At 24.5% G+C, this 19,757-nt stretch carries 22 protein-coding genes; 14 read left to right on the top strand and 8 right to left on the bottom strand.

The window, feature by feature from the left end; all coding sequences use genetic code 11:
• Positions 1-10: 10 nt before the first annotated feature.
• From IGS63_RS07220 to IGS63_RS07200, 5 genes are read right to left on the bottom strand one after another with little or no spacing between them, the layout of a single operon-like run.
• Positions 11-838 carry a purine-nucleoside phosphorylase gene (locus IGS63_RS07220; protein ID WP_190616136.1) on the bottom strand — a complete coding sequence of 276 codons (828 nt, stop codon included), beginning with the start codon at positions 836-838 and terminating at the stop codon, positions 11-13.
• 22 nt (positions 839-860) lie between these two features.
• On the bottom strand, positions 861-1,382 hold the full coding sequence (gene hpt, locus IGS63_RS07215) for a hypoxanthine phosphoribosyltransferase (RefSeq protein WP_190613708.1): 522 nt from the start codon (positions 1,380-1,382) through the stop codon (positions 861-863).
• 21 nt (positions 1,383-1,403) lie between these two features.
• Complete coding sequence (locus IGS63_RS07210) at positions 1,404-2,135, bottom strand: biotin--[acetyl-CoA-carboxylase] ligase (RefSeq protein WP_190613707.1); 732 nt, start codon at positions 2,133-2,135, stop codon at positions 1,404-1,406.
• On the bottom strand, positions 2,132-2,929 hold the full coding sequence (panB, locus tag IGS63_RS07205; RefSeq protein ID WP_190616135.1) for a 3-methyl-2-oxobutanoate hydroxymethyltransferase: 798 nt from the start codon (positions 2,927-2,929) through the stop codon (positions 2,132-2,134). The genes IGS63_RS07210 and panB overlap by 4 nt, the downstream gene beginning before the upstream one ends.
• Before the next feature lie 23 nt (positions 2,930-2,952).
• Positions 2,953-3,687 carry a Rossmann-like and DUF2520 domain-containing protein gene (locus IGS63_RS07200; RefSeq protein ID WP_190613705.1) on the bottom strand — a complete coding sequence of 245 codons (735 nt, stop codon included), beginning with the start codon at positions 3,685-3,687 and terminating at the stop codon, positions 2,953-2,955.
• A gap of 58 nt (positions 3,688-3,745) precedes the next feature.
• Here IGS63_RS07200 and IGS63_RS07195 point away from each other — a divergent pair, with 58 nt between their 5' ends.
• The 12 genes from IGS63_RS07195 to pcp all read left to right on the top strand — a co-directional run bounded on the left by IGS63_RS07195 (position 3,746) and on the right by pcp (position 12,175).
• The gene (locus IGS63_RS07195) at positions 3,746-4,837 is read left to right on the top strand and encodes an FtsW/RodA/SpoVE family cell cycle protein (RefSeq protein ID WP_190613703.1); all 1,092 of its coding nucleotides are present in this window, start codon (positions 3,746-3,748) and stop codon (positions 4,835-4,837) included.
• Positions 4,838-4,849: 12 nt separating this feature from the next.
• Entirely contained in the window at positions 4,850-5,317 is a 468-nt protein-coding gene (locus IGS63_RS07190) for a 23S rRNA (pseudouridine(1915)-N(3))-methyltransferase RlmH (RefSeq protein WP_190613702.1), read from the top strand.
• Between the two features lie 13 nt (positions 5,318-5,330).
• Entirely contained in the window at positions 5,331-6,071 is a 741-nt protein-coding gene (locus IGS63_RS07185) for an ATP-binding cassette domain-containing protein (protein WP_190613700.1), read from the top strand.
• Entirely contained in the window at positions 6,068-7,024 is a 957-nt protein-coding gene (locus IGS63_RS07180; RefSeq protein WP_190613698.1) for a SufB/SufD family protein, read from the top strand. The genes IGS63_RS07185 and IGS63_RS07180 overlap by 4 nt, the downstream gene beginning before the upstream one ends.
• A 72-nt stretch (positions 7,025-7,096) precedes the next feature.
• Positions 7,097-7,582: an adenosine-specific kinase gene (locus IGS63_RS07175; RefSeq protein WP_190613696.1), complete on the top strand. Its 486-nt coding sequence runs from the start codon at positions 7,097-7,099 to the stop codon at positions 7,580-7,582.
• Between the two features lie 4 nt (positions 7,583-7,586).
• Positions 7,587-8,318 (top strand): Nif3-like dinuclear metal center hexameric protein, encoded by a 732-nt coding sequence (locus tag IGS63_RS07170; protein ID WP_190613694.1) that lies wholly within the window; start codon positions 7,587-7,589, stop codon positions 8,316-8,318.
• 12 nt (positions 8,319-8,330) lie between these two features.
• Complete coding sequence (locus tag IGS63_RS11695; RefSeq protein ID WP_198423033.1) at positions 8,331-8,765, top strand: DnaJ domain-containing protein; 435 nt, start codon at positions 8,331-8,333, stop codon at positions 8,763-8,765.
• Positions 8,766-8,953: 188 nt separating this feature from the next.
• Positions 8,954-10,162, top strand: coding sequence for a peptidase U32 family protein (locus IGS63_RS07160; RefSeq protein WP_190613693.1), 1,209 nt, complete (start codon positions 8,954-8,956; stop codon positions 10,160-10,162).
• 20 nt (positions 10,163-10,182) lie between these two features.
• Positions 10,183-10,941: an ECF transporter S component gene (locus tag IGS63_RS07155; protein WP_190613691.1), complete on the top strand. Its 759-nt coding sequence runs from the start codon at positions 10,183-10,185 to the stop codon at positions 10,939-10,941.
• A gap of 66 nt (positions 10,942-11,007) precedes the next feature.
• Positions 11,008-11,337, top strand: a complete 330-nt coding sequence (locus tag IGS63_RS07150) for a DUF1622 domain-containing protein (RefSeq protein ID WP_190613689.1) — start codon at positions 11,008-11,010, stop codon at positions 11,335-11,337.
• A 15-nt stretch (positions 11,338-11,352) separates the two neighbouring features.
• Entirely contained in the window at positions 11,353-11,529 is a 177-nt protein-coding gene (locus IGS63_RS07145) for a hypothetical protein (protein WP_190613688.1), read from the top strand.
• A 4-nt stretch (positions 11,530-11,533) separates the two neighbouring features.
• The gene (gene pcp / locus IGS63_RS07140; protein WP_190613686.1) at positions 11,534-12,175 is read left to right on the top strand and encodes a pyroglutamyl-peptidase I; all 642 of its coding nucleotides are present in this window, start codon (positions 11,534-11,536) and stop codon (positions 12,173-12,175) included.
• A gap of 25 nt (positions 12,176-12,200) precedes the next feature.
• On the opposite strand, the gene IGS63_RS07135 is transcribed toward pcp, so the two are convergent.
• Positions 12,201-13,352 (bottom strand): amidohydrolase, encoded by a 1,152-nt coding sequence (locus tag IGS63_RS07135; RefSeq protein ID WP_190613685.1) that lies wholly within the window; start codon positions 13,350-13,352, stop codon positions 12,201-12,203.
• Between the two features lie 80 nt (positions 13,353-13,432).
• Positions 13,433-14,059, bottom strand: coding sequence for a deoxynucleoside kinase (locus IGS63_RS07130; RefSeq protein ID WP_190613683.1), 627 nt, complete (start codon positions 14,057-14,059; stop codon positions 13,433-13,435).
• A 69-nt stretch (positions 14,060-14,128) separates the two neighbouring features.
• On the opposite strand from IGS63_RS07130, the gene IGS63_RS07125 reads away from it, so the two are divergent.
• Both IGS63_RS07125 and IGS63_RS07120 read left to right on the top strand, forming a co-directional pair.
• Positions 14,129-15,334 (top strand): metallophosphoesterase family protein, encoded by a 1,206-nt coding sequence (locus IGS63_RS07125; RefSeq protein WP_190613681.1) that lies wholly within the window; start codon positions 14,129-14,131, stop codon positions 15,332-15,334.
• Between the two features lies 1 nt (position 15,335).
• Positions 15,336-18,824, top strand: coding sequence for an SbcC/MukB-like Walker B domain-containing protein (locus IGS63_RS07120; RefSeq protein WP_190613679.1), 3,489 nt, complete (start codon positions 15,336-15,338; stop codon positions 18,822-18,824).
• An 87-nt stretch (positions 18,825-18,911) separates the two neighbouring features.
• Here IGS63_RS07120 and IGS63_RS07115 read toward each other — a convergent pair whose 3' ends face one another.
• Entirely contained in the window at positions 18,912-19,751 is an 840-nt protein-coding gene (locus tag IGS63_RS07115) for a carbohydrate ABC transporter permease (protein ID WP_190613678.1), read from the bottom strand.
• Positions 19,752-19,757 lie beyond the last annotated feature (6 nt).

Here is a 19,757-nt window from a genome sequence, read left to right as displayed (position 1 = left end):
AAAACTCCAATTAAATTCTTTCCAAAACATCTATTATTATTTTAGCCATATTCAAACCTGTTTGTTCTGCTATTTTTATAACCTCATCTTCTGTAACTGGTTCAAGTCCTTCAGCTATTGCCATATCTGTTACAGCTGAAATACCTAAAACATTCATACCAGCATGTCTAGCAACTATTACTTCAGGAACAGTAGACATACCAACAAGATCAGCTCCAAAGTTTCTCATCATTCTTAATTCCGATGGTGTCTCAAAAGTAGGTCCTGTAATACCAAGATACACACCTGTAAACACAGGTATTTCTAATTTTTTTGCTGATCTTAAAGTTTCCTCTATTAATGATTTTGTATAAACCTCAGACATATCTGGAAATCTTGGTCCCCATTCATCATTATTTTGACCTATTAAAGGATTATCGCCAAAGAAATTTATATGATCTGTTATTATACAAGGAACACCTCTACTAAAATTAGGATTCATTCCACCAGCAGCATTAGTAACAATTAATGTTTTTACATCTAACTCTTGCATAACCCTAATTGGGAAAGTAACTTCTTTCATTGTATAACCTTCATAATAATGGAATCTACCATTCATTAACATAACAAACTTTCCAGAAATTTCCCCAAAAATTAATTCTCCTTTGTGCCCTGGAGCAGTTGAAATTGGAAATTCTGGTATTTCAGAATAAGGTATGTGAATTGGATTTTTTAAACTTTCTGAAATAAGGTGCAATCCAGTCCCTAAAACTATTGCAACTTCAGGTTTTTTACCTATTTTTTCATTTATAAAATCAACTGATTTTTTTACTCTTTCTTTGTATTCAACTATACTCATTCTCATAAAAAATCCTCCTTTATTATTCTACGTATCCAATAAATGGTATATTTCTATAACTTTGATCATAATCAAGGCCATAACCTATAATAAAGTAATCTCCTATAGTAAAACCAGGAAATTTCACATCAATACCATGTTCATGAACATCTTTTACTACTATTGAAGCAACTTCAATTGAAGCTGGTTTTTGCCTTTCAATATATTTAATAACATATTTTAATGTATTTCCTGTGTCAACAATATCTTCAACTATTAAAACATGTTTTCCTTCTAAAGATTCTTCTAACCAACTTTTAACCTTTATTTTACCTGTTGTGTTTGTTCCTGAATAACTAGAAACTTGTATAAAATTATAAAAAACATTCATATCTATTCTCTTTACTAAATCACTAAAAAAATTTATTGATCCCTTTAAAACACAAATGGCAACTATTTCATCTGTCATTGGTTTATAATGTTGTGTAATATTTTTTCCAAGCTCTCTTATTTTATTATCTAATTCTTCTTCCGAAATTAAAACTTTAATATTTTCAATATCCATTACAATACCTCCAAAAAATTATTATCTAACACTTATTTCACCTGCATACATTATTTTATCTTCAAAATTTTCATCTGTTATTTCAATATAATCTGGATTTATTCTTTTTATTTTACCATAAATAATATTACCATCAACTTTTTTTATTTTAACTTCATCATTGATCTTTATATTAAGCGCCGAAATCCATTTTTTAGTTATAACCGATACTGATTTATCCTTTAAATATTTTAAATAATAAGTATAATAAGCTTTATGATTAATTTCGCTCAATAACTTTTTTAAATTAAACTCTCTACTAGTAATTTCTGATAAAGATATCCCTATATTTTTTAAATCTCCATCAATTTTATTATTAACATTTAATCCAACTCCAACAATAATAGCTTCTATATTCTTACCTTTATAAATTGCTTCACTTAATATTCCACAAACTTTTTTATTATCTATTAAAATATCATTTGGCCATTTTATTTTACAATTTACATTGTACTTAGTTATAATATCATATATAGTAAGAGAATACAATCTAACATAATGCCAAGGATTCATAGGCCTTTTTTTGGGTTTGAAAATTGTGGAAAACCATAATCCTCCTTTGCTTGAAGTCCAAGAATTACCTCGTCTTCCATAACTCGAAGTCTGTTCTTCGGCCCAAACAACTGATTCCGACGGAAATTTTTGATAATTTTCTTTTAAATAAGTGTTTGTAGAATTAATTTTTTGAAAAAATACAGTTCTATCTCCAATCATACTAATTTCCTTTTAAATGTATTTTCTTCTGAAGGAAACTTTTCAGATTTTACATCTTTTATATAATTTTTTATTGCCTCTTTAATTATACCATAACCGTCTAAATATTTTTTTGAAAATTTTGGAGAAAAATCTGGATTCATTCCAAGCAAATCATGCCATACTAAAACTTGACCATCACAATATTTTCCAGAACCTATTCCAATCGTTGGAATACTTATACTTTCTGTTATTTTTTTTGCTACATCTTCTGTAACCATTTCAAGCACTATTGAAAATGCTCCAGCATCTTCTAATTTTTTAGCATCTTCTATTAAACGTTCTGCTTCTATATCATTTTTCCCTCTTGATCTTATTCCTATTTGATTATATGATTGTGGAGTAAAACCAATATGTCCCATAACAGGTATCCCAGAATTTACAATTTTAAAAACTTTATCGCAAACAAAACTTCCACCTTCTAATTTTATTGCATTAACTCCAGAATACTTTAACATTTTACCAGCATTTTCAATCGCTTGTTCTGTTGAAACTTGATAACTCAAAAATGGTAAGTCACCAACAACAAAAGCATCTGTCGCTCCTCTCTTAACACTTTGAGCGTGTTTTATCATATCTTCAAGTTCTATTTTTAAAGTGTCTTTATATCCATAGATTGTGTTTGCAATAGAATCTCCAACTAAAATCATATCTATTTTTGCATCATAAGCTATTCTAGCAGAAGGAGCATCGTATGCAGTAATCATTGTTATTTTTTCTTTATTTTTCTTTTTAAGAATTTTTGAAATACTCAACATATTCTTTCCTCCAAAGAACTTTAATTTTCAGATATTTTTTTCAGTAAATCCACAAAAAAATCATAAACACATACTTTATCTCCAAAATATTTATTAAACGCATCTCTTTCTTCAGCAATAGTATTAGTATCTTTTCTTGCAACTGGTCCTGTCAATGATTCTTTTAATCCCTTTTCTTTTATGTTATTCAGTGAATTAATAGCCAAATCTATTAAATGTTCTCTTTCTTTTATATTTAAACTATCATAAATTTTATTACTCATAAAGTTTAAAGCATAAGAAAAGTTAGAAGCAATAACAGCTGCCAGATGATATGCATTTTTTTCACCTTTTGGAATTATTAAACTTCTTCCATTAAACATATTAACTAATTTTTTAGCATAATTAATACTTTTTTCATCTATTCCATCTATTCCCCAAGTAATATTTGAAATATCTTTAACTTTATTAAATGATTGATTTGGATGTAAAGAAAATTTATACTTTGAAGAAAGATCTTTAAAGCAAGAACTATCAACAAATCCCGAAAAATGAATTAATGCTTCTACATTTTTAAAAGAAGACTTCTTTAAATTATAACATATATTTGGAATAATGTCATCAGGTACACCTATTAAAATAATTCCTTCAAATAAAAAATTTTTATAATCTATTTTATTTTTCTCTATAATTAAACCTTTTTCATAACCATTTTTATAAAAATAATTTAAAACACTTCTTCCAACTTTACCAGGGCCTATTAAATTAACTTTCATTATAAAACCTCCTGTGATATAATTGTTCTTGTAAATTAATATTAAGGAGTGCATTTAATTGTCTTTATTAAAATCTAATGATTCTCGTGAAAGAATAAAACAAATAGAATTTATTGTATTTATTGTATATTTATTACTTATGATAATTGGTTTTTTTTCAGTTAAAAGTGCTACACTAAATACCCCCAGAGAGTCTATAGTACTTAAACAATTAATATTTTCATCAATTGGATTAATATTATATTTTTTCATGGTATTTCTTCCTGAAAGGACCTTAAAAACTTTAATACCATGGGTATTTTACTTTTTTATTTTTTTGCTTGGCTTCGTTTTAATAAAAGGGAATGTAATATATGGAGCAAAAAGATGGATCTCTGTTGGACCTTTTAGTTTACAACCATCTGAATTTTATAAAGTAATAGAAATACTATTTTTAAGTTATGCACTTTCATCCAAAACAAATAAGTCATACTATATTGTATCACTTTTAATATTATTTTCTTCTATATTAATTTTCAAAGAACCAGATTTAGGAACAACATTAATAGTTCTTTCACTTTGGTTTATAATAACATTCATTTCAGGAAAACACGAAAGATTATGGAAAATAACCTTTTTTTCTGGATTAACTATATCACCTTTTTCATTATTATTTATGAAAAGCTATCAATTAGCAAGAATAACAGGTTTTTTAAATCCTAATAAAAATGCATCTGGAATTTCTTATAATACAGTTCAATCAATGAGGGCTATAGGATCTGGTGGTTTATTTGGGAATGGATACATGAATGGTTATATGAATTTAGGAAATTATGTTCCTGAAGATCATTCTGATTTCATTATATCAGTTATAGGAGAAGAACTAGGCTTTATTGGTATCTTTATCGTTATATTATTATATTCATTGTTGATTTGGAGAATGTACATTGGATATAAAAAAAGCAACGATGATTTTTGGAAATATTTTTATATATTATCAGCATTTTTAATTTTTTTCCATGTATTTGAAAATATAGGAATGAATATGGGAATAATGCCAGTTACAGGAATTCCATTACCTTTTTTAACAGCTGGAGGAAGTCCGATGCTTTCATTTTCAATTTTGCTTGGCATTGCAACAAAAGGATTAATGATTAATAAAAATACTTAACGGAGGCATAACATGATAAAAGTTATCGTAATAGGACCGTTAAAAAGTAAGTTTATAATAAATGGTGTAAATCAATATTTAAAATGGGTACAACCATATCATAAAACTGAATTAATTCAAATAAACTTATCTGGAAATTTAAATAACATGACTGCTAAAGAATACAAAGATAAAGATTATAAAAAATTTTCAAAATATATTTCTCAAGACACAATTAATATAGTTTTAGATGAAAGAGGAAAATTAATATCCTCAATAGAATTTTCCAAAAAAATTGAAAGTTTTTATTTATCTGGAAAAAAACACATAAACTTCTTTATAGGTGGTCCTTTAGGTCATGATAAAAGAATGTACAATCACGCCAATTTATTACTTGGACTATCTAAAATGACTTTTACTCATGAAATGGCAGTCTTGTTAACTTTAGAACAAATTTACAGAGCAAATAAAATTATAAAAAACGAAAAATACCATTACTAATGGAGGATTAAAAATGCTTGAATTAAAAGAAATTTCATTTTATGCAAATGAACGAAAAATCTTAGAAAATGTAACTTATAACTTTGAAGAAGGTAAATCTTATGCTGTTTTAGGTAATAACGGTGTTGGAAAATCTTCTCTTTCAAAAATAATAATGGGATTAGAAGGATACAAAAACAAACATGGAGGCTTATTGTACTTTAATAACATTGATATAACTGAAATGTCTGTTTCAGAAAGGGCAAAACTTGGAATAACTATGGCCTGGCAAGAACCAGTAAGATTTGAAGGAATAGGAGTTAAAGATTACTTAACTCTTGGTGGAAAGTATAAAAAAACAGAAAAAGAATTAACAGATATATTAAAAGAAGTTGGATTAAATCCATTTTATTTACACAGAAATGTTGATAAAACATTAAGTGGAGGAGAAAGAAAAAGAATTGAAATGGCATCTATTTTGATATTAAAACCAAAATTAGTAATACTTGATGAACCAGATTCTGGTATTGATATGATGTCAAATGCAATAATTGAAAACGTAATAAACAAAACAAAAGCAAATGGAGGAACAACAATTTCGATAACTCACAGAGAAGAAATAGCCTTAATTGCAGATAAAGCTTTATTATTGTGTGGAGGTAAAATTCATAAAGAAGGAGACCCTGAAGTTGTAAGTTTTGTTTATAAAAGTATGTGTGATACATGTTCTCATATAAATGCACCAATAGAAGACATAGAGGTGAACTTAAAATGATAGAAAAAAATCAATCAAAAGAATTTGAATATATATCAAAAGCATATGAAAAATCTGGTGGAGATGTAAGTAAACTACTATCAAAAGACATAGTTTCAATAATAATTAGTGGAAATAAAATTCTTGGAAGAAATACAGTTGAAGGAATTGATTTAAAATCAGAAATAAAAGATAACTTTGTAAAAGTAATTTTTACTGCAAAAGATGGAGTAAAATTAAAAAAACAAATTCATTTGTGTGTTGGATATCTTGAAAAATTTGGTGAACAACACCTTGAATATGAATTTAATATAGGAAATGATTGTTCATTAAACTTCTTATCTCATTGTACTTTCCCTGCAGCAAAAGATATTTTACATGAAATGACTGCAAATTTAAAAATAGGAGAAAACTCAAAAGTTAGTTTTGAAGACATACATTTTCATAATGAAGAAGGACTTGTAACCTTAGATACAAAGTATTATGCAAATGTTGGAAAAAATTCGGTATACGATAGTAGATTTAAATTAGTAAAAACAAGAATAGGAAATATGAAAGTCTTAATGGATGTAAATCTAGAAGAAAATGCTAAAACATATCTTGAAACAAAAGTAAAAGCCAAAAAAGATGATAGATTAGAAGTAAATGAAATAATTAGATTAACTGGAACAAAATCATCAGGAATAGCAAAATCTTATGTAATAGCTCAAGATGAAAGTTATGCAAAAATTGTAAATGAGGCATATGGTGATGGAGACTACTCTGTTGGGCATATTGAATGTACTGAAATAGTCGATGGAAACAAAGTAGATGTTCAAACAATACCACTTTTAAGGGTTAGAAACGAACTATCTGAATTGACTCATGAAGCATCTGTAGGAAGAATAAATCCAGGACAACTCGAGACATTAATGTCAAAAGGATTATCAGAAGATGAAGCAACAGAATTAATAATAAAAGGAGTTCTCGTATAACGGGAACTTTTTTCATTATATGTTTTATAGTATAATATAATTTGAATACTAAAAAATTAAGGAGTTGATACTATGGAACTAAAAGTAATTGATTTTAATTTACCAAAAGATGCCAATGTAATTCTTGGACAATCTCATTTTATAAAAACAGTAGAAGACTTATACGAAACAATAGTAACAACAAATTCAAACATAAAATTTGGTGTAGCCTTTAATGAAGCATCTGGGCCTTGTTTAGTTAGATATGATGGGAACGATGAAGAATTAATTCAAAGTGCAATAGAAAACATAAAAAATATTGGAGCAGGACATACATTTACAATAGTCATGAAAAATGGATTTCCAATTAATATACTAAATCAAATAAAAAATGTACAAGAAGTTACTCACATATATGCCGCAACAGCAAATCCATTACAGGTAATAATTGCAGAAACAAATCTTGGAAGGGGAATAATGGGTGTAATAGATGGATATTCACCCAAAGGAGTAGAAGATGAAAAAGCAAAAAAAGAAAAATATGATTTTTTAAGAAATATAACTGGATACAAGAGATGAAGCTATGAATATATTTGAAGCTGAAAACTATTTAAATAAAATTTTAAAAGTAGAAACTTTTAATGATTTTTGCCACAATGGAATACAAATTGAAGGAACTCATGAAGTAAAAAAAATAGCCATAGGTGTTTCTTTTAATGAAGAATTTTTAAATGAAGCAATAAAACAAAATTGTCAAATGATGCTTGTACATCATGGAATTTTTGGAAAAAATTTTTTTAAATTAACAGGATTTCAAAAAAAAAGAATTGAAAAGGTTATAAAAAATGATATGACTTTAATGGGTTATCATTTACCTTTAGATTCTCATGAAGAATATGGAAATAACATTTCTATTCTAAAAAAGTTAAATTTATTAAATCCAGTTCCTTTTAATTTTGGATTTATTGGAAATTATGAAGAAAAAATATCTTTTGAAGAGTTTAAAAATAATTTAAAAAAAGTTTTTGAAAATCAAGAATTAAAAATTTATAAAAATAATGATTTTGTAAAAAAAGTATGTATTATTTCTGGAGACTCTGCAAATACTATTGAATTATTAGAAAATAAAGTTGATACCTTTATATCTGGAGAAACAAAAGAATATTCAAAAGCTTATGCTCAAGAATTAAAAATAAATTTTATAAATGCAGGCCATTATTCAACAGAAACCTTTGGTGTTAAAAATCTTGCAAAATTATTAGAAGAAAAATTTAATGTAAAAACTGTATTCATAGATATTTACAATGAAATTTAAAGAAGGTGTATTATGGAACTAATATTATCTCTTTTTTTTATTTTAATTTTAACTATTTTCTTTTTTAAACTTATTTTTAAAATAATTATAGGATTTTTTTTATTATTTCTAAAGTTTCCACTGTTTTTTATTGCATTTTTTATAATATTGTTCTTTTTAACAAAGTCAAAATTTAAAAACTTTAAATACAGAACATATCAAAATACTAATTATCAAAAATACTACCAAAACAAAAATAATTTTCAAAATAATTCATCTCAAAAATATGATTATTATTGTAATATAATGGGAGTATCAAGAAATTTTACTAAAGAAGAATTAAAACAAAAATTTAGAGAAAAAACAAAATTGTATCATCCAGATAAAAATAGTGAAAACAAAGAATATTATGAAGAAAAATACAAAGAAATAATTGAAGCCTATGAAGAACTATCAAAAGCACGTTAATACGTGCTTTTGATTTATTTTATTGATATCATATTTATATAGTGCCTTTTTAAATTGTTTTTTTGATACTATAAAATAATAATGTTTTTCTTTAAAAATTTTTCAAAACATAATTGTTTAATTTTGTATATACAGAATTAAAAAATTATGTGATATAATCTTTTGAAAATGATGAAAGGAGTTTATACATGAAAAAAGCAGAATTATTAGCACCAGCAGGAAATTTTGAAAAACTTCAAACAGTATTGAATTTTGGTGCAGATGCAGCTTATATGGGAGGCAAATTGTTTAATTTAAGAGCGCTAGCTGGAAATTTTGATGAAGATGAACTTGAAAAAGCTGTTAAATATGCTCATTCTTTAAATAAAAAAGTCTATGTTACTTTAAATGTAATAGCTCATAATGCAGAACTTGAATTAATGCCAGAATATGTAAAATATTTAGAAAAAATTGGTGTTGATGGTGTAATTGTTGCAGATTTAGGTGTTTTTGAACTTGTTAAAGAACATTCAAATTTAACAATAAATGTTAGTACACAAGCAAGTAATACTAATTGGCGTAGTGTTAGAATGTGGAAAAAACTAGGTGCAAAAAGAGTTATTCTTGCAAGAGAAGTTTCATTAAAAGAACTTCATGAAATCAGAAATAAAGTTCCAGATGTTGAATTAGAAGTTTTTATACATGGTGCAATGTGTATGTCAATCTCTGGAAGATGTTTACTCAGTAATTATTTAACTGGAAGAGATGCAAATAGAGGAGCTTGTGCTCAACCATGTAGATGGAAATATCACTTAGTAGAAGAAACAAGACCTGGACAATATTTCCCAATTCAAGAAGATGAACATGGAACTTATATAATGAATTCTAAAGATTTATGTACAATAGAATTTTTAGATAAAATATTAGACGTTGGTTTAGATAGTTTAAAGATAGAAGGTAGAATGAAAGGTATCTATTATGCAGCAACAACAGTAAAAATGTATAGAGAAGCTATTGATAATTACTATGGTGGAAACTTTAAATACAATAAAAATTGGCTTGAAGAATTAGGTACTATAAGCCACAGAAATTATACAAGTGGATTTTATTTTAAAAAGCCTGGAAAAGAAGATCACAATTATGATACTTCTGGATATAAACACACACACATACTAGTTGGAAAAGTATTAAAAAAATTAGATAATGGTAATTATTTAATTGAAGCAAGAAATAAATTAGAAGTTGGAGATACAGTTGATTTAATAAAAAAACAAGGTGAAAATATAAAAATAAAAATTCCAGAAATGATCAACTACAAAACAGGCGAAATAATAAATAAAGCAAACCCAAATATGTTAATAGAAATGAAATTCGATGAAGAATTAAGTTGTTTTGATTTAATGAGAAAAAAACAATAATTATATATAAGGGGTGAATTATGACAAAAACAAAACGTATTATTTATTCCGGTTTAATGATTGCTTTAGTCTTTGTTGCAACATTCAGTATTAAAATACCTATTCCAGGTCTTGGATATGTGCACCCAGGAGATAGCATGATTTTTGTTGCAGCTATCTTATTTGGTTGGAAAGTTGGAGCTCTTGCTGGCGGTTTGGGATCAGCTATGTCAGACTTAGTTGGTGGATATGGTATATATGTTATTCCAACTTTAATAATTAAAGCAATAATGGGAGCAATAGTTGGATATTTTGCCCATGATTTAAAAAATAATAAAAAAACTGGAATTATAATAAATTCAATTAGTATGATAATATGGATCATCTTTGGTGGAACATTGAATACCGTTCTTTCAAATTTAAAAAATAATGCAACTGATTCACTAATGAAAACTTTAGAAGTTACAAATGTACAAGAATTACAAAATAAAATATCAAATGTTCAAACTCCATTATTTTGGGCTATTATTTTAATTCCAATTGTAGCAATTTTAATATCTTTTATATTTAGAAATAAAGATTCAAAGTTATTTAGTTTTAGTAATATTATAGGTATGACAATTGCAGGATTATGGATGGTATTTGGATATTATTTTGCTGAAGTAATAATTTATCATAGTTGGATAACTCCAATTTTTGGCATTCCTTGGAATATATTACAATTTATTACTGGAATAATTTTAGCATTTATAATTGTTTTGGGTATAAAAAATATAAATAAAAATAAAGAAAATTTATAAAGACGTTGATTGCAACGTCTTTTATTTTTTATGGTATAATTTATTTAATAGAAGACGAGGTGCATCATGTTTGAATTTGTAGATTTTTTAAATAATTATGTTTCTTACATTGCTCAATTATTCGCAATAGTAGTTATAACTGTTGCTATGTTCAAATCAATATACTTATTTTTTAAAGATTCAGTTTTAAAAAACGAATCTATGGCTTCCATGTCCGAAAGCAGAATGGAAATGGGACATGCATTTTCACTTGCATTATCATTTTTAATAGGAGCAAGTATTTTAAAAACAACCTTTGCTCCTACATGGGACGATATAGGAAAATTAGCAGCTATTATTGCTCTTAGAACTATATTAAACTATACTCTTACTAAAAATTTAAACAAAAACTATTAAAAAGGAAGTGTTCTTATGAATATGAGGGATAAAAGTTATTTTACTATTTCTATTTATATTGCAATAGCAATAATAATTTCTGCATTTTTGCTTTATATAGCCTTTAAAATTTTTATTTATGTTTTACCACTTGCATTAATAATATTTTTAGTATTTAAAGCACGTGACTACTTTCAAAATAAACGAAGGTAATTTTATGAAAGTATTGATAACAGGATTTGACCCATTTGGAAATGAATCAATTAATCCTGCATTTGAAGCAATAAAATTATTACCAAATAAAGTACTTAACTCAAATATAATTAAATTAGAACTACCTACTATTTTTAATAAATCTATTGAAATTTTAGAAAAAAAAATAATAGAAATAGATCCAGATATAATTATATGTGTTGGACAAGCTGGAGGTAGATTTAAAATTACAGTAGAGCGTGTTGCAATAAATATTGATGATGCAAGAATAAAGGATAATGCAGGTAATCAACCTATAGATGAACCAATTTTTAAAAACGGAGAAAATGCTTATTTTTCAAATTTACCTATAAAATCTATAGTTGAAAATATTAAAAAAAATAAAATACCAGCTTCAATTTCAAATTCTGCTGGATCATTTGTTTGTAATCATATCATGTACGGACTGTTATACTTAATAAATACAAAATTTAAAAATAAAAAAGGTGGATTTATTCACGTTCCTTACATACCAGAACAAGTTTTAAACAAATCAAATATGCCAAGTATGTCTTTAGAAAATATATCTAAATCATTATTAATTGCAATAAAAACATCAATAACTGTTAAAAAAGATATAAAAACAATTGAAGGTAGCATTATATAGCAAAAAAGAGCCTAAAGGCTCTTTTTTATATTTCAAAAACTTTTTTACCTTCAATAAATACTTTTTCGGCTTTTGCTCTTAAATCAAATGGATGATGCGACCATATTACAATATCTGCATCTTTACCTTCTTCAATAGTTCCAATTTTATCCTCAAGTTTTAAAATTTTTGCTCCATTTATTGTTAACATTTTTAGTATATCTTCTTCATTTGCTCCATATCTTAAAGCTGTTCCCGCATGTATATTTGCATGTTCTAAATGTATAACTGGATGATCACACATTATACCTGCTAAAATATTATTTTCATTAATTATCTTTACTGATTCATATGTCATATCTTTTAATTCAAGCTTTGTCCTAAATCCAAATAAAGGGCCAAGAATAACAGGTATTTTTTTCTTTGCTATATAATCTGCAATTTTATATGATTCAGTTGCATGTTCTATAACAAGATCAAAATCAAATTCTTCTGAAAGTCTTATTGCAGTTAATATATCATCTTTTCTATGAGCATGTATTCTTGCTGGAATTTCTCTTTTTAATACTTTTTCTCCTATTTCCATTTTTATATCTATATCTTTAAAAATTTTTCCTTCTTTAATAACTTCTTCTTTTTTATTAATATAATTTCGTACTTTAATGAAGTATTCTCTTATAACAGCCGCATTTCCTAATCTTGTAGAAGGCATTTTATTTTTAGAATTATATACTCTTTTTGGATTTTCACCAAGAGCCATTTTTAATCCTGCTGGTTCTTTAACAATCATTTCATCTATTATATTTGATCTAAACTTTATAATTGCTCCTTGACCACCTATTAAATTTCCACTTCCTGGAACAATCATAACCGTAGTAACTCCACCAGCTAAAGCTCTTTTAATAGAAGGATCATTAGTTACAAATGCATCTATTGCTCTAACTTGAGGTGTAACAGGATCTGTCATTTCATTTCCATCTTGATGTATTCCATCAACACCTTCTTCAAATAATCCTATGTGTGAATGAGGATCTACAAAACCTGGCAATAAAAATTTACCAGTAGCATCTATTGTTTCAACATCATATTTTAAATCTTTACCAACTTTTTCTATTTTACCGTTCTCAATATAAACATCTCCAACAAATGGTTCTGAACTAATAGAATAAATATTCACATTTTTTATTAACAAATTCATTTTTTCACCCCCAAAAAATTATTCATTTTAATTATACATTATTTTAGTACGCAATGCAAACTTTTTTAAAAAATACTTTATCAGTTTTTTTCTACAAATTTTTTTATTTTTAAAATCAATTCATTTAATTCTTTTTCTTCAAAAACATTGAAAGTATTTCCATCAATTTTTATATAATTTTTTTGTTTTTTAAAATATTTTTTATAACTATTATTAACTACTTCTAAATAGTCTTTTTCTATAATTTTTTCTATACTTCTACTTCTTTTTTTTATCCTTTGTATTGCTACTTCTGTATTTATATCTATATATATTAAAACATCTGGACTCCTTATCTCTTCATTTAAAATATCATATATTTTTAAGAACTTATCTTTTTCATTTTCATCTTTTATAGTTATTTCAGCAAATATTTTATTTTTCAACATATCATAATCTGAAATTATAAATTTATTTTGCAATTCATTTTTATACTGTTTAAATCGTGAAACTAAAAAAAACATTTCAGTTTGAAAACCAACATCTTTTTTTTGATATAATAAAGGAAGATAAGGATTATTTTCAAATTCTTCTAAAATCAATTCATCAGCGTTTAATTTTTCAAATAAAGCATTAGCAAGTGTTGTTTTTCCACAACCAATATTTCCTTCAATATGAATTCTAATTTTTTTTTGTTTAAAAAAATTAAGTATATTATTATCTATCATCATAATTACCCCCAATTTGTTTTTATTTTAGTATACCATAAAAATACTTTTAAATATATGAGGTGCATAATGAAAATATTACATACTGCAGATTGGCATCTTGGAAAGATGCTTGAAGGATACAGTAGAATAAATGAACAAAGAGAATTTATCAATGAATTTATAGAAATAGTTAAAAGAAAAAATCCAGATTTAATAATTATAGCAGGAGATATTTTTGATACTTATAATCCTCCATCAGAAGCTGAATACTTATTTAATTATGCAATAAAAAATATCTCAGAAGAAGGAAAAAGAGCTGTAATTATAATAGCAGGAAACCACGATAGTCCAGAGAGACTTGAAAGTATTAAACCTTTAGCAAATGAATTTGGTGTCTTGATATTTGGAACACCAAAAAGTAAAACTGAATACACTTATTATAAAGGATTTTCAGTTATTAATTCAGAAGAAAGCTATATTGAAATACTAAAAGATAATGAAAAAGCAGCAATAATTGCTTTACCTTATCCAAGTGAAAAAAGACTAAATGAAATCTTTGAAAAAAAAATAAATGATAAAGATTTTCAAAAAACGTACTCTGAAAGAATAGGAGAATTATTTAATAATTTATCCAAAAAATATTTTAAAAAAGATACAATAAATATACTTGTTTCTCATTTTTTTGTCAATGGTGGTTCTTCAACGGAATCAGAAAGAAACATTGAACTTGGTGGAATTTATACAATAAATCCAGAGCATCTTCCTAAAAATGCAGATTATATTGCACTTGGACATCTTCATAATCAACAAAAAGTTTCAAAACATAAAAATGCATTTTTTTCTGGTTCTCCAATTCAATACAGTAAAAGTGAATCAAATCATATAAAAGGAGTTCTTTTTGTTGAAATACAAAAAAATAAAAAAGTAAATATAGAAAAAATAATGCTAAAAAATTATAAACCTATTGAAATCTGGAAAACTAATTCAATTGATGAAGCAATTAATTTGTGTAAAAAAAATTCAGAAAAAAATGTATGGGCTTATCTTGAAATAAAAACAAAAAACCCTCTTACTGGTGAAGAAATAAAGGAACTTAAAAAATATAAAAAGGATCTATTAGAAATAAAACCAATATTTACAGATATACTTAAAGAAAAAACTGAACAAGAATTTGAAAAAACTTATACAGATTTAGAACTATTTAAAATGTATTATAAAAGTATAAACAATATTGAACCAAAAAATGAATTAGTTCAAACATTTTTAGAATTAATAAATAAGGTTGGTGAATAAAATGAAACCGCTATTACTTGAAATAGAAGGTTTAAATAGCTTCCAAGAAAAACAAGTAATAAACTTTGAAGAACTAACAAAGTATGGTTTTTTTGGAATATTTGGCAAAACAGGAAGTGGCAAATCAACCATCTTAGACGCAATAGTACTATCACTTTACGGTATTATACCAAGAAACACAAAAGAATTTATAAACTCTTCATCACAAAAAACAGCTGTAAATTATACTTTTGCAATAGGAGAAAATAAATATAGAATTGAAAGAGAGTTTAAAAGAAATAAAAATGGAATATTAAGTCACAAATGTTCTGTAAAAAATTTAAATAAACAAATAACTATTGCAGAAAATACATCTGAAGCAAAAAAAGTTATAAAAGACATAATAGGATTAAATGATAAAGATTTTTTGAGATGTGTTGTTCTTCCTCAAGGGAAATTTAACGAATTATTAACTCAAACCAAAGGTACAGAAAGAGCTGAAATGCTTCAAAGAATATTTATGCTTGAAAAATATGGAGATAAACTTTATAACGAATTAAAAAATAAAAAAAATGATTTATTAAGTAATATAAATGAATTAAACGGAGAATTAAATGCTTATGAAAATATTAACGAAGAAAAATTAAAATTTTTAGAAAATGAACTTTTAAAAATAAATAAAGAAAAAGAAAGTATTCAAAAAGAACTTACTTCTATAGCTTTTGAAAAATATCAAAAATTATGGAATAATCAAAATAAATTATTTGAAGAAGAAAAAAAATTAATTGAATTATTAAAGAATAAGGATAAAATAGAATTATATAAAAAACAAATAATTTTAGCCAAAAAAGCTATAAATATAAAACCAAACATATTAGAATATGAAAAATTAAACGAAATTTTTATGAAAAAAAATGAATATTTAAATGATTTAAAAAATAAAATTATTGAAAAAGAAAATGAATTTAATAAAATTAATAAAAATTATAAACTTGCTTTAAGAGAAAAAGAATCAAATTATGAATATTTAATTAAATATATTGAAAAACTAAAAGATGGATTAATATTTGAAGAAAATAATAAAACTAATAAAACTAAAAAAAACAAGTTAGAAAAAGAACTTAATAAAATTATTGAAAATAAACAAATATTATTAGATAAAAGCAAAAATATAAATAATGATATTAATTCTAATTCTAAACTTTTAAAAACTTTGATACAAAAGAAAGAAAACATAAAAGAAATAATAAAACCTGAAGTTAAAGAAATACTTTTAAAATTATTAGAAATAAATAAAGAAAAAAATAAAATAAAGATTGAATTAAATAATACACAAACAAAAAAAGAAGAACTTGAAAATGATCTCTATAAAAACAATAATTTAATAAAAGAACTTAATAAAGAAAATGAATCCATGAATGTTGAAATAAAAAAACTTGAAAATGAAAAAGCTTCATTATCTAATGAAATAAATTATGAAAAATTACAAGAATTCTATGAAAAATTAAAGAAATCTGAAAACCAATTAAATGATATAGAAGAAAAAAAATTAAAACTTAAAAACTTAAAAAGCGCATTAGAAAAACTTGAAAATGAAAAAAGCAATTATTATTTATTACAAAAAGATATTGTAAATTCCCTTGAAGAAAATGAAAAGATCTTAAATAAAATTAATGAAATAAATATAAAAAATTTATATGCAAAAATAGCAAAAACACTAAAAGAAAATGAACCTTGTCCTGTTTGTGGTTCAAAACATCATGATAACCCTGCAAAATTTGAAGAAATTATTGATATTGATATTAAAAATGAAGAGAATATAAAAAATATAATTAAAGAATTAAATTTTAAAAAAGAAGATATTGTAAAGAAAGAAGCAGTTTTAAATACAAAAATAAACTTAATAAAAAATGATATTAAGCCATTAAATGATTTATTAAATGAATTTAACCTTAAAAAATTAAATGAAAATTACAGAAAATCAAATGATTTATATGAAAATCAAAAAAAGATAAATCAAAAAAATAACTTAAAAATTGAAAATTTAAAAATAAAAATTAAAAGAAAAAATGAAGACTTTATAAACTTAAAAGAAAAAATTTCTTCTACTAATCAAAAATTAAGAAATTTAAAAGACTTAATATCCGAAAAAAATGAACATATAAAAGAATTAAATATTGAATTAAAAAAGAAAAGTAATGAATACAATTCAAGAAATAAACTTATAAAAATAGAAAACCCTCATAAAAAATTTGAAGAAATTAAAAATTCAGAAAAAATTTATAAAAAATTAGAAGATGAAATTAATAAATTAAATGAAATATTTACTCTAAAAAAAGAAGAAAATGAAAATATAACTAAAGAAATATATAATCTAGATATTAGAAAAACTGAATTAACTTCAAAAATTACATCTTTAAAAGAAGATATTGAAATTACAACAAATAAACTTAATTCAATAACTAAAAACCCTTCATTAAAAAATGAATTAAAAAATACAAAAAATAAATTGAAAGAATTTATTGAAAAAGAAAAAAATTTAAAAGAAGAATTAGAAAAAAGCTTTAATTTTTTAAATGATTTAAAAAATAAATATTCATCTGAAAAATCAACTTTAAATAACCTGTCTTCTCAAATAAAAAATAAAGATGAATTTTTAAAAAATTTATTAAAAGAAACTCCATTTAAAGATAAAGACGATATTAAAAAATATTATTTAGACACAGAAGAAATAAATAAACTTGAAATAATTGTAGAAAATTATAAAAAAGATTTGACTATAATAAATGGCACTTTAGAAAATTTAAAAAATGAATTAAATGGAAAATCTATTACAGAAAAAGAATATCAAGAAATAAAAACAAAAAAAGATACTTTAAATATCCATTTAGAAAAAATAAAAAAAGAAGAATTTTTATTAAAAAATAAAATTAATGAAAATATTGAAAAAATAAAAATCAAAAATTCTTTATTAAAAAAATTAAAAATATATATTCAAAAAAAAGATATTTATGAAGAATTAAGTAAATTATTTGAAGGAAAAAAATTTGTAAAATTTATTTCATCAATGCAAATGAATCATATTACAAGAGATGCTTCACAGCGTCTTAAAAAAATTACAAATGAAAGATATGCACTTGAAATCGATAATGAAAGCAATTTTATTATAAGAGATGATGGAAATGGTGGCACAAGAAGAGATCCAAAAAGCTTATCTGGTGGAGAAACATTTCTTGCTTCTTTATCTTTAGCTCTTGCATTATCCTCACAAATACAATTAAAAGGAAAAATACCTCTCGAGTTTTTTTTCTTAGATGAAGGATTTGGAACTCTTGACAATGAACTCTTAGATACTGTTATGAATTCTTTAGAAAAACTTCGTAATGAAAAATTATCAGTTGGAATAATATCTCATATTGATGAATTAAAAGATAGAGTTCCAACAAAATTATTAATAACTTCTGCAAACCCTGGAAATAATGGATCAAAAGTAAAAATAGAACACTCTTAATATAACATTCTTAATAAAAAAATATCTCCAATATAAAAAAGATTAATTATCTTTTAATGTGGAGATATTTTTATTTAAATTACTATACTATCCCTTTAATCCCGAACTAACGAGGCTCTTAACAAAAACATTTTGAATTGCAAAAAATATCAGTAATGTTGGAACTAATGCAATTATTGTACCAGCCATTATTACTCCCCAATTATTTGATCCTTGACCATCAATCAACATTTTTACACCAATTTGTACAGTTTTCATTTTATCTTCCATAGTTACTATAAGAGGCCACAAATATAAATTCCACGCATAAACAAAATTAATTAGAGCAGCTCCACCTATCATAGGTTTAGATAATGGTATCAATATTTTCCAAAAATATTCCATAGAAGTTGCTCCATCTATTTTAGCAGCATCTTCAAGTTCTTTTGGTATTGTCATAAAATGTTGTCTCATTAAAAATGCATTAGTTGCTGAAGCTGTAAATGGTATTATTAAAGCCCAAAAAGTATTTACCCAACCAAAATTTTTAACTATTAAAAACAATGGAAGTACCATAACTGTTTCAGCAGGTAAAAATAAAGTTATAAATAATAATCCAAACGATATTTTTTTACCTTTAAAATTAAAACTTGCAAAAGCATATCCCGCTAATGTTCCTGTTATTAATTTACCTAAAGTTATAAAAAAAGCTATTATTGTTGAATTTAATAACATTCTTTTAAAATCCACAAGTTGCATTGCTTCAATATAATTTTGAATATGCAAAGTAGAAGGAATTAATTTTGGTGGAAATGAAAAAACTTCTTCTGGTTTCATAAAGCTCATTGAAATTGCTAATATTACTGGTAACATTACAATTAAAGAAATTATAACTAATAATACTTCAGACGTAATAAAAGACATTTTTTTCTTTGTACTAAGTTTCATATAATC

This window comes from Tepiditoga spiralis, from assembly GCF_014701195.1.
GTDB lineage: Bacteria > Thermotogota > Thermotogae > Petrotogales > Petrotogaceae > Tepiditoga > Tepiditoga spiralis.
This window is presented reverse-complemented; position numbering and strand designations above follow the sequence as displayed.

Bases quoted from the DNA above. Each gene is read 5' to 3' on its own strand.
- IGS63_RS07175 (WP_190613696.1), top strand. From the start codon at position 7,097: ATGGAACTAAAAGTAATTGATTTTAATTTACCAAAAGATGCCAATGTA.
- IGS63_RS07190 (WP_190613702.1), top strand. From the start codon at position 4,850: ATGATAAAAGTTATCGTAATAGGACCGTTAAAAAGTAAGTTTATAATA.
- IGS63_RS07210 (WP_190613707.1), bottom strand. From the start codon at position 2,135: ATGATTGGAGATAGAACTGTATTTTTTCAAAAAATTAATTCTACAAAC.
- hpt (WP_190613708.1), bottom strand. From the start codon at position 1,382: ATGGATATTGAAAATATTAAAGTTTTAATTTCGGAAGAAGAATTAGAT.
- IGS63_RS07200 (WP_190613705.1), bottom strand. From the start codon at position 3,687: ATGAAAGTTAATTTAATAGGCCCTGGTAAAGTTGGAAGAAGTGTTTTA.
- pcp (WP_190613686.1), top strand. From the start codon at position 11,534: ATGAAAGTATTGATAACAGGATTTGACCCATTTGGAAATGAATCAATT.
- IGS63_RS07185 (WP_190613700.1), top strand. From the start codon at position 5,331: ATGCTTGAATTAAAAGAAATTTCATTTTATGCAAATGAACGAAAAATC.
- IGS63_RS07115 (WP_190613678.1), bottom strand. From the start codon at position 19,751: ATGAAACTTAGTACAAAGAAAAAAATGTCTTTTATTACGTCTGAAGTA.
- IGS63_RS07130 (WP_190613683.1), bottom strand. From the start codon at position 14,059: ATGATAGATAATAATATACTTAATTTTTTTAAACAAAAAAAAATTAGA.
- IGS63_RS07125 (WP_190613681.1), top strand. From the start codon at position 14,129: ATGAAAATATTACATACTGCAGATTGGCATCTTGGAAAGATGCTTGAA.
- IGS63_RS07135 (WP_190613685.1), bottom strand. From the start codon at position 13,352: ATGAATTTGTTAATAAAAAATGTGAATATTTATTCTATTAGTTCAGAA.
- IGS63_RS07170 (WP_190613694.1), top strand. From the start codon at position 7,587: ATGAATATATTTGAAGCTGAAAACTATTTAAATAAAATTTTAAAAGTA.
- IGS63_RS07120 (WP_190613679.1), top strand. From the start codon at position 15,336: ATGAAACCGCTATTACTTGAAATAGAAGGTTTAAATAGCTTCCAAGAA.
- IGS63_RS11695 (WP_198423033.1), top strand. From the start codon at position 8,331: ATGGAACTAATATTATCTCTTTTTTTTATTTTAATTTTAACTATTTTC.
- IGS63_RS07150 (WP_190613689.1), top strand. From the start codon at position 11,008: ATGTTTGAATTTGTAGATTTTTTAAATAATTATGTTTCTTACATTGCT.
- IGS63_RS07155 (WP_190613691.1), top strand. From the start codon at position 10,183: ATGACAAAAACAAAACGTATTATTTATTCCGGTTTAATGATTGCTTTA.
- IGS63_RS07145 (WP_190613688.1), top strand. From the start codon at position 11,353: ATGAATATGAGGGATAAAAGTTATTTTACTATTTCTATTTATATTGCA.
- IGS63_RS07160 (WP_190613693.1), top strand. From the start codon at position 8,954: ATGAAAAAAGCAGAATTATTAGCACCAGCAGGAAATTTTGAAAAACTT.
- IGS63_RS07220 (WP_190616136.1), bottom strand. From the start codon at position 838: ATGAGTATAGTTGAATACAAAGAAAGAGTAAAAAAATCAGTTGATTTT.
- IGS63_RS07180 (WP_190613698.1), top strand. From the start codon at position 6,068: ATGATAGAAAAAAATCAATCAAAAGAATTTGAATATATATCAAAAGCA.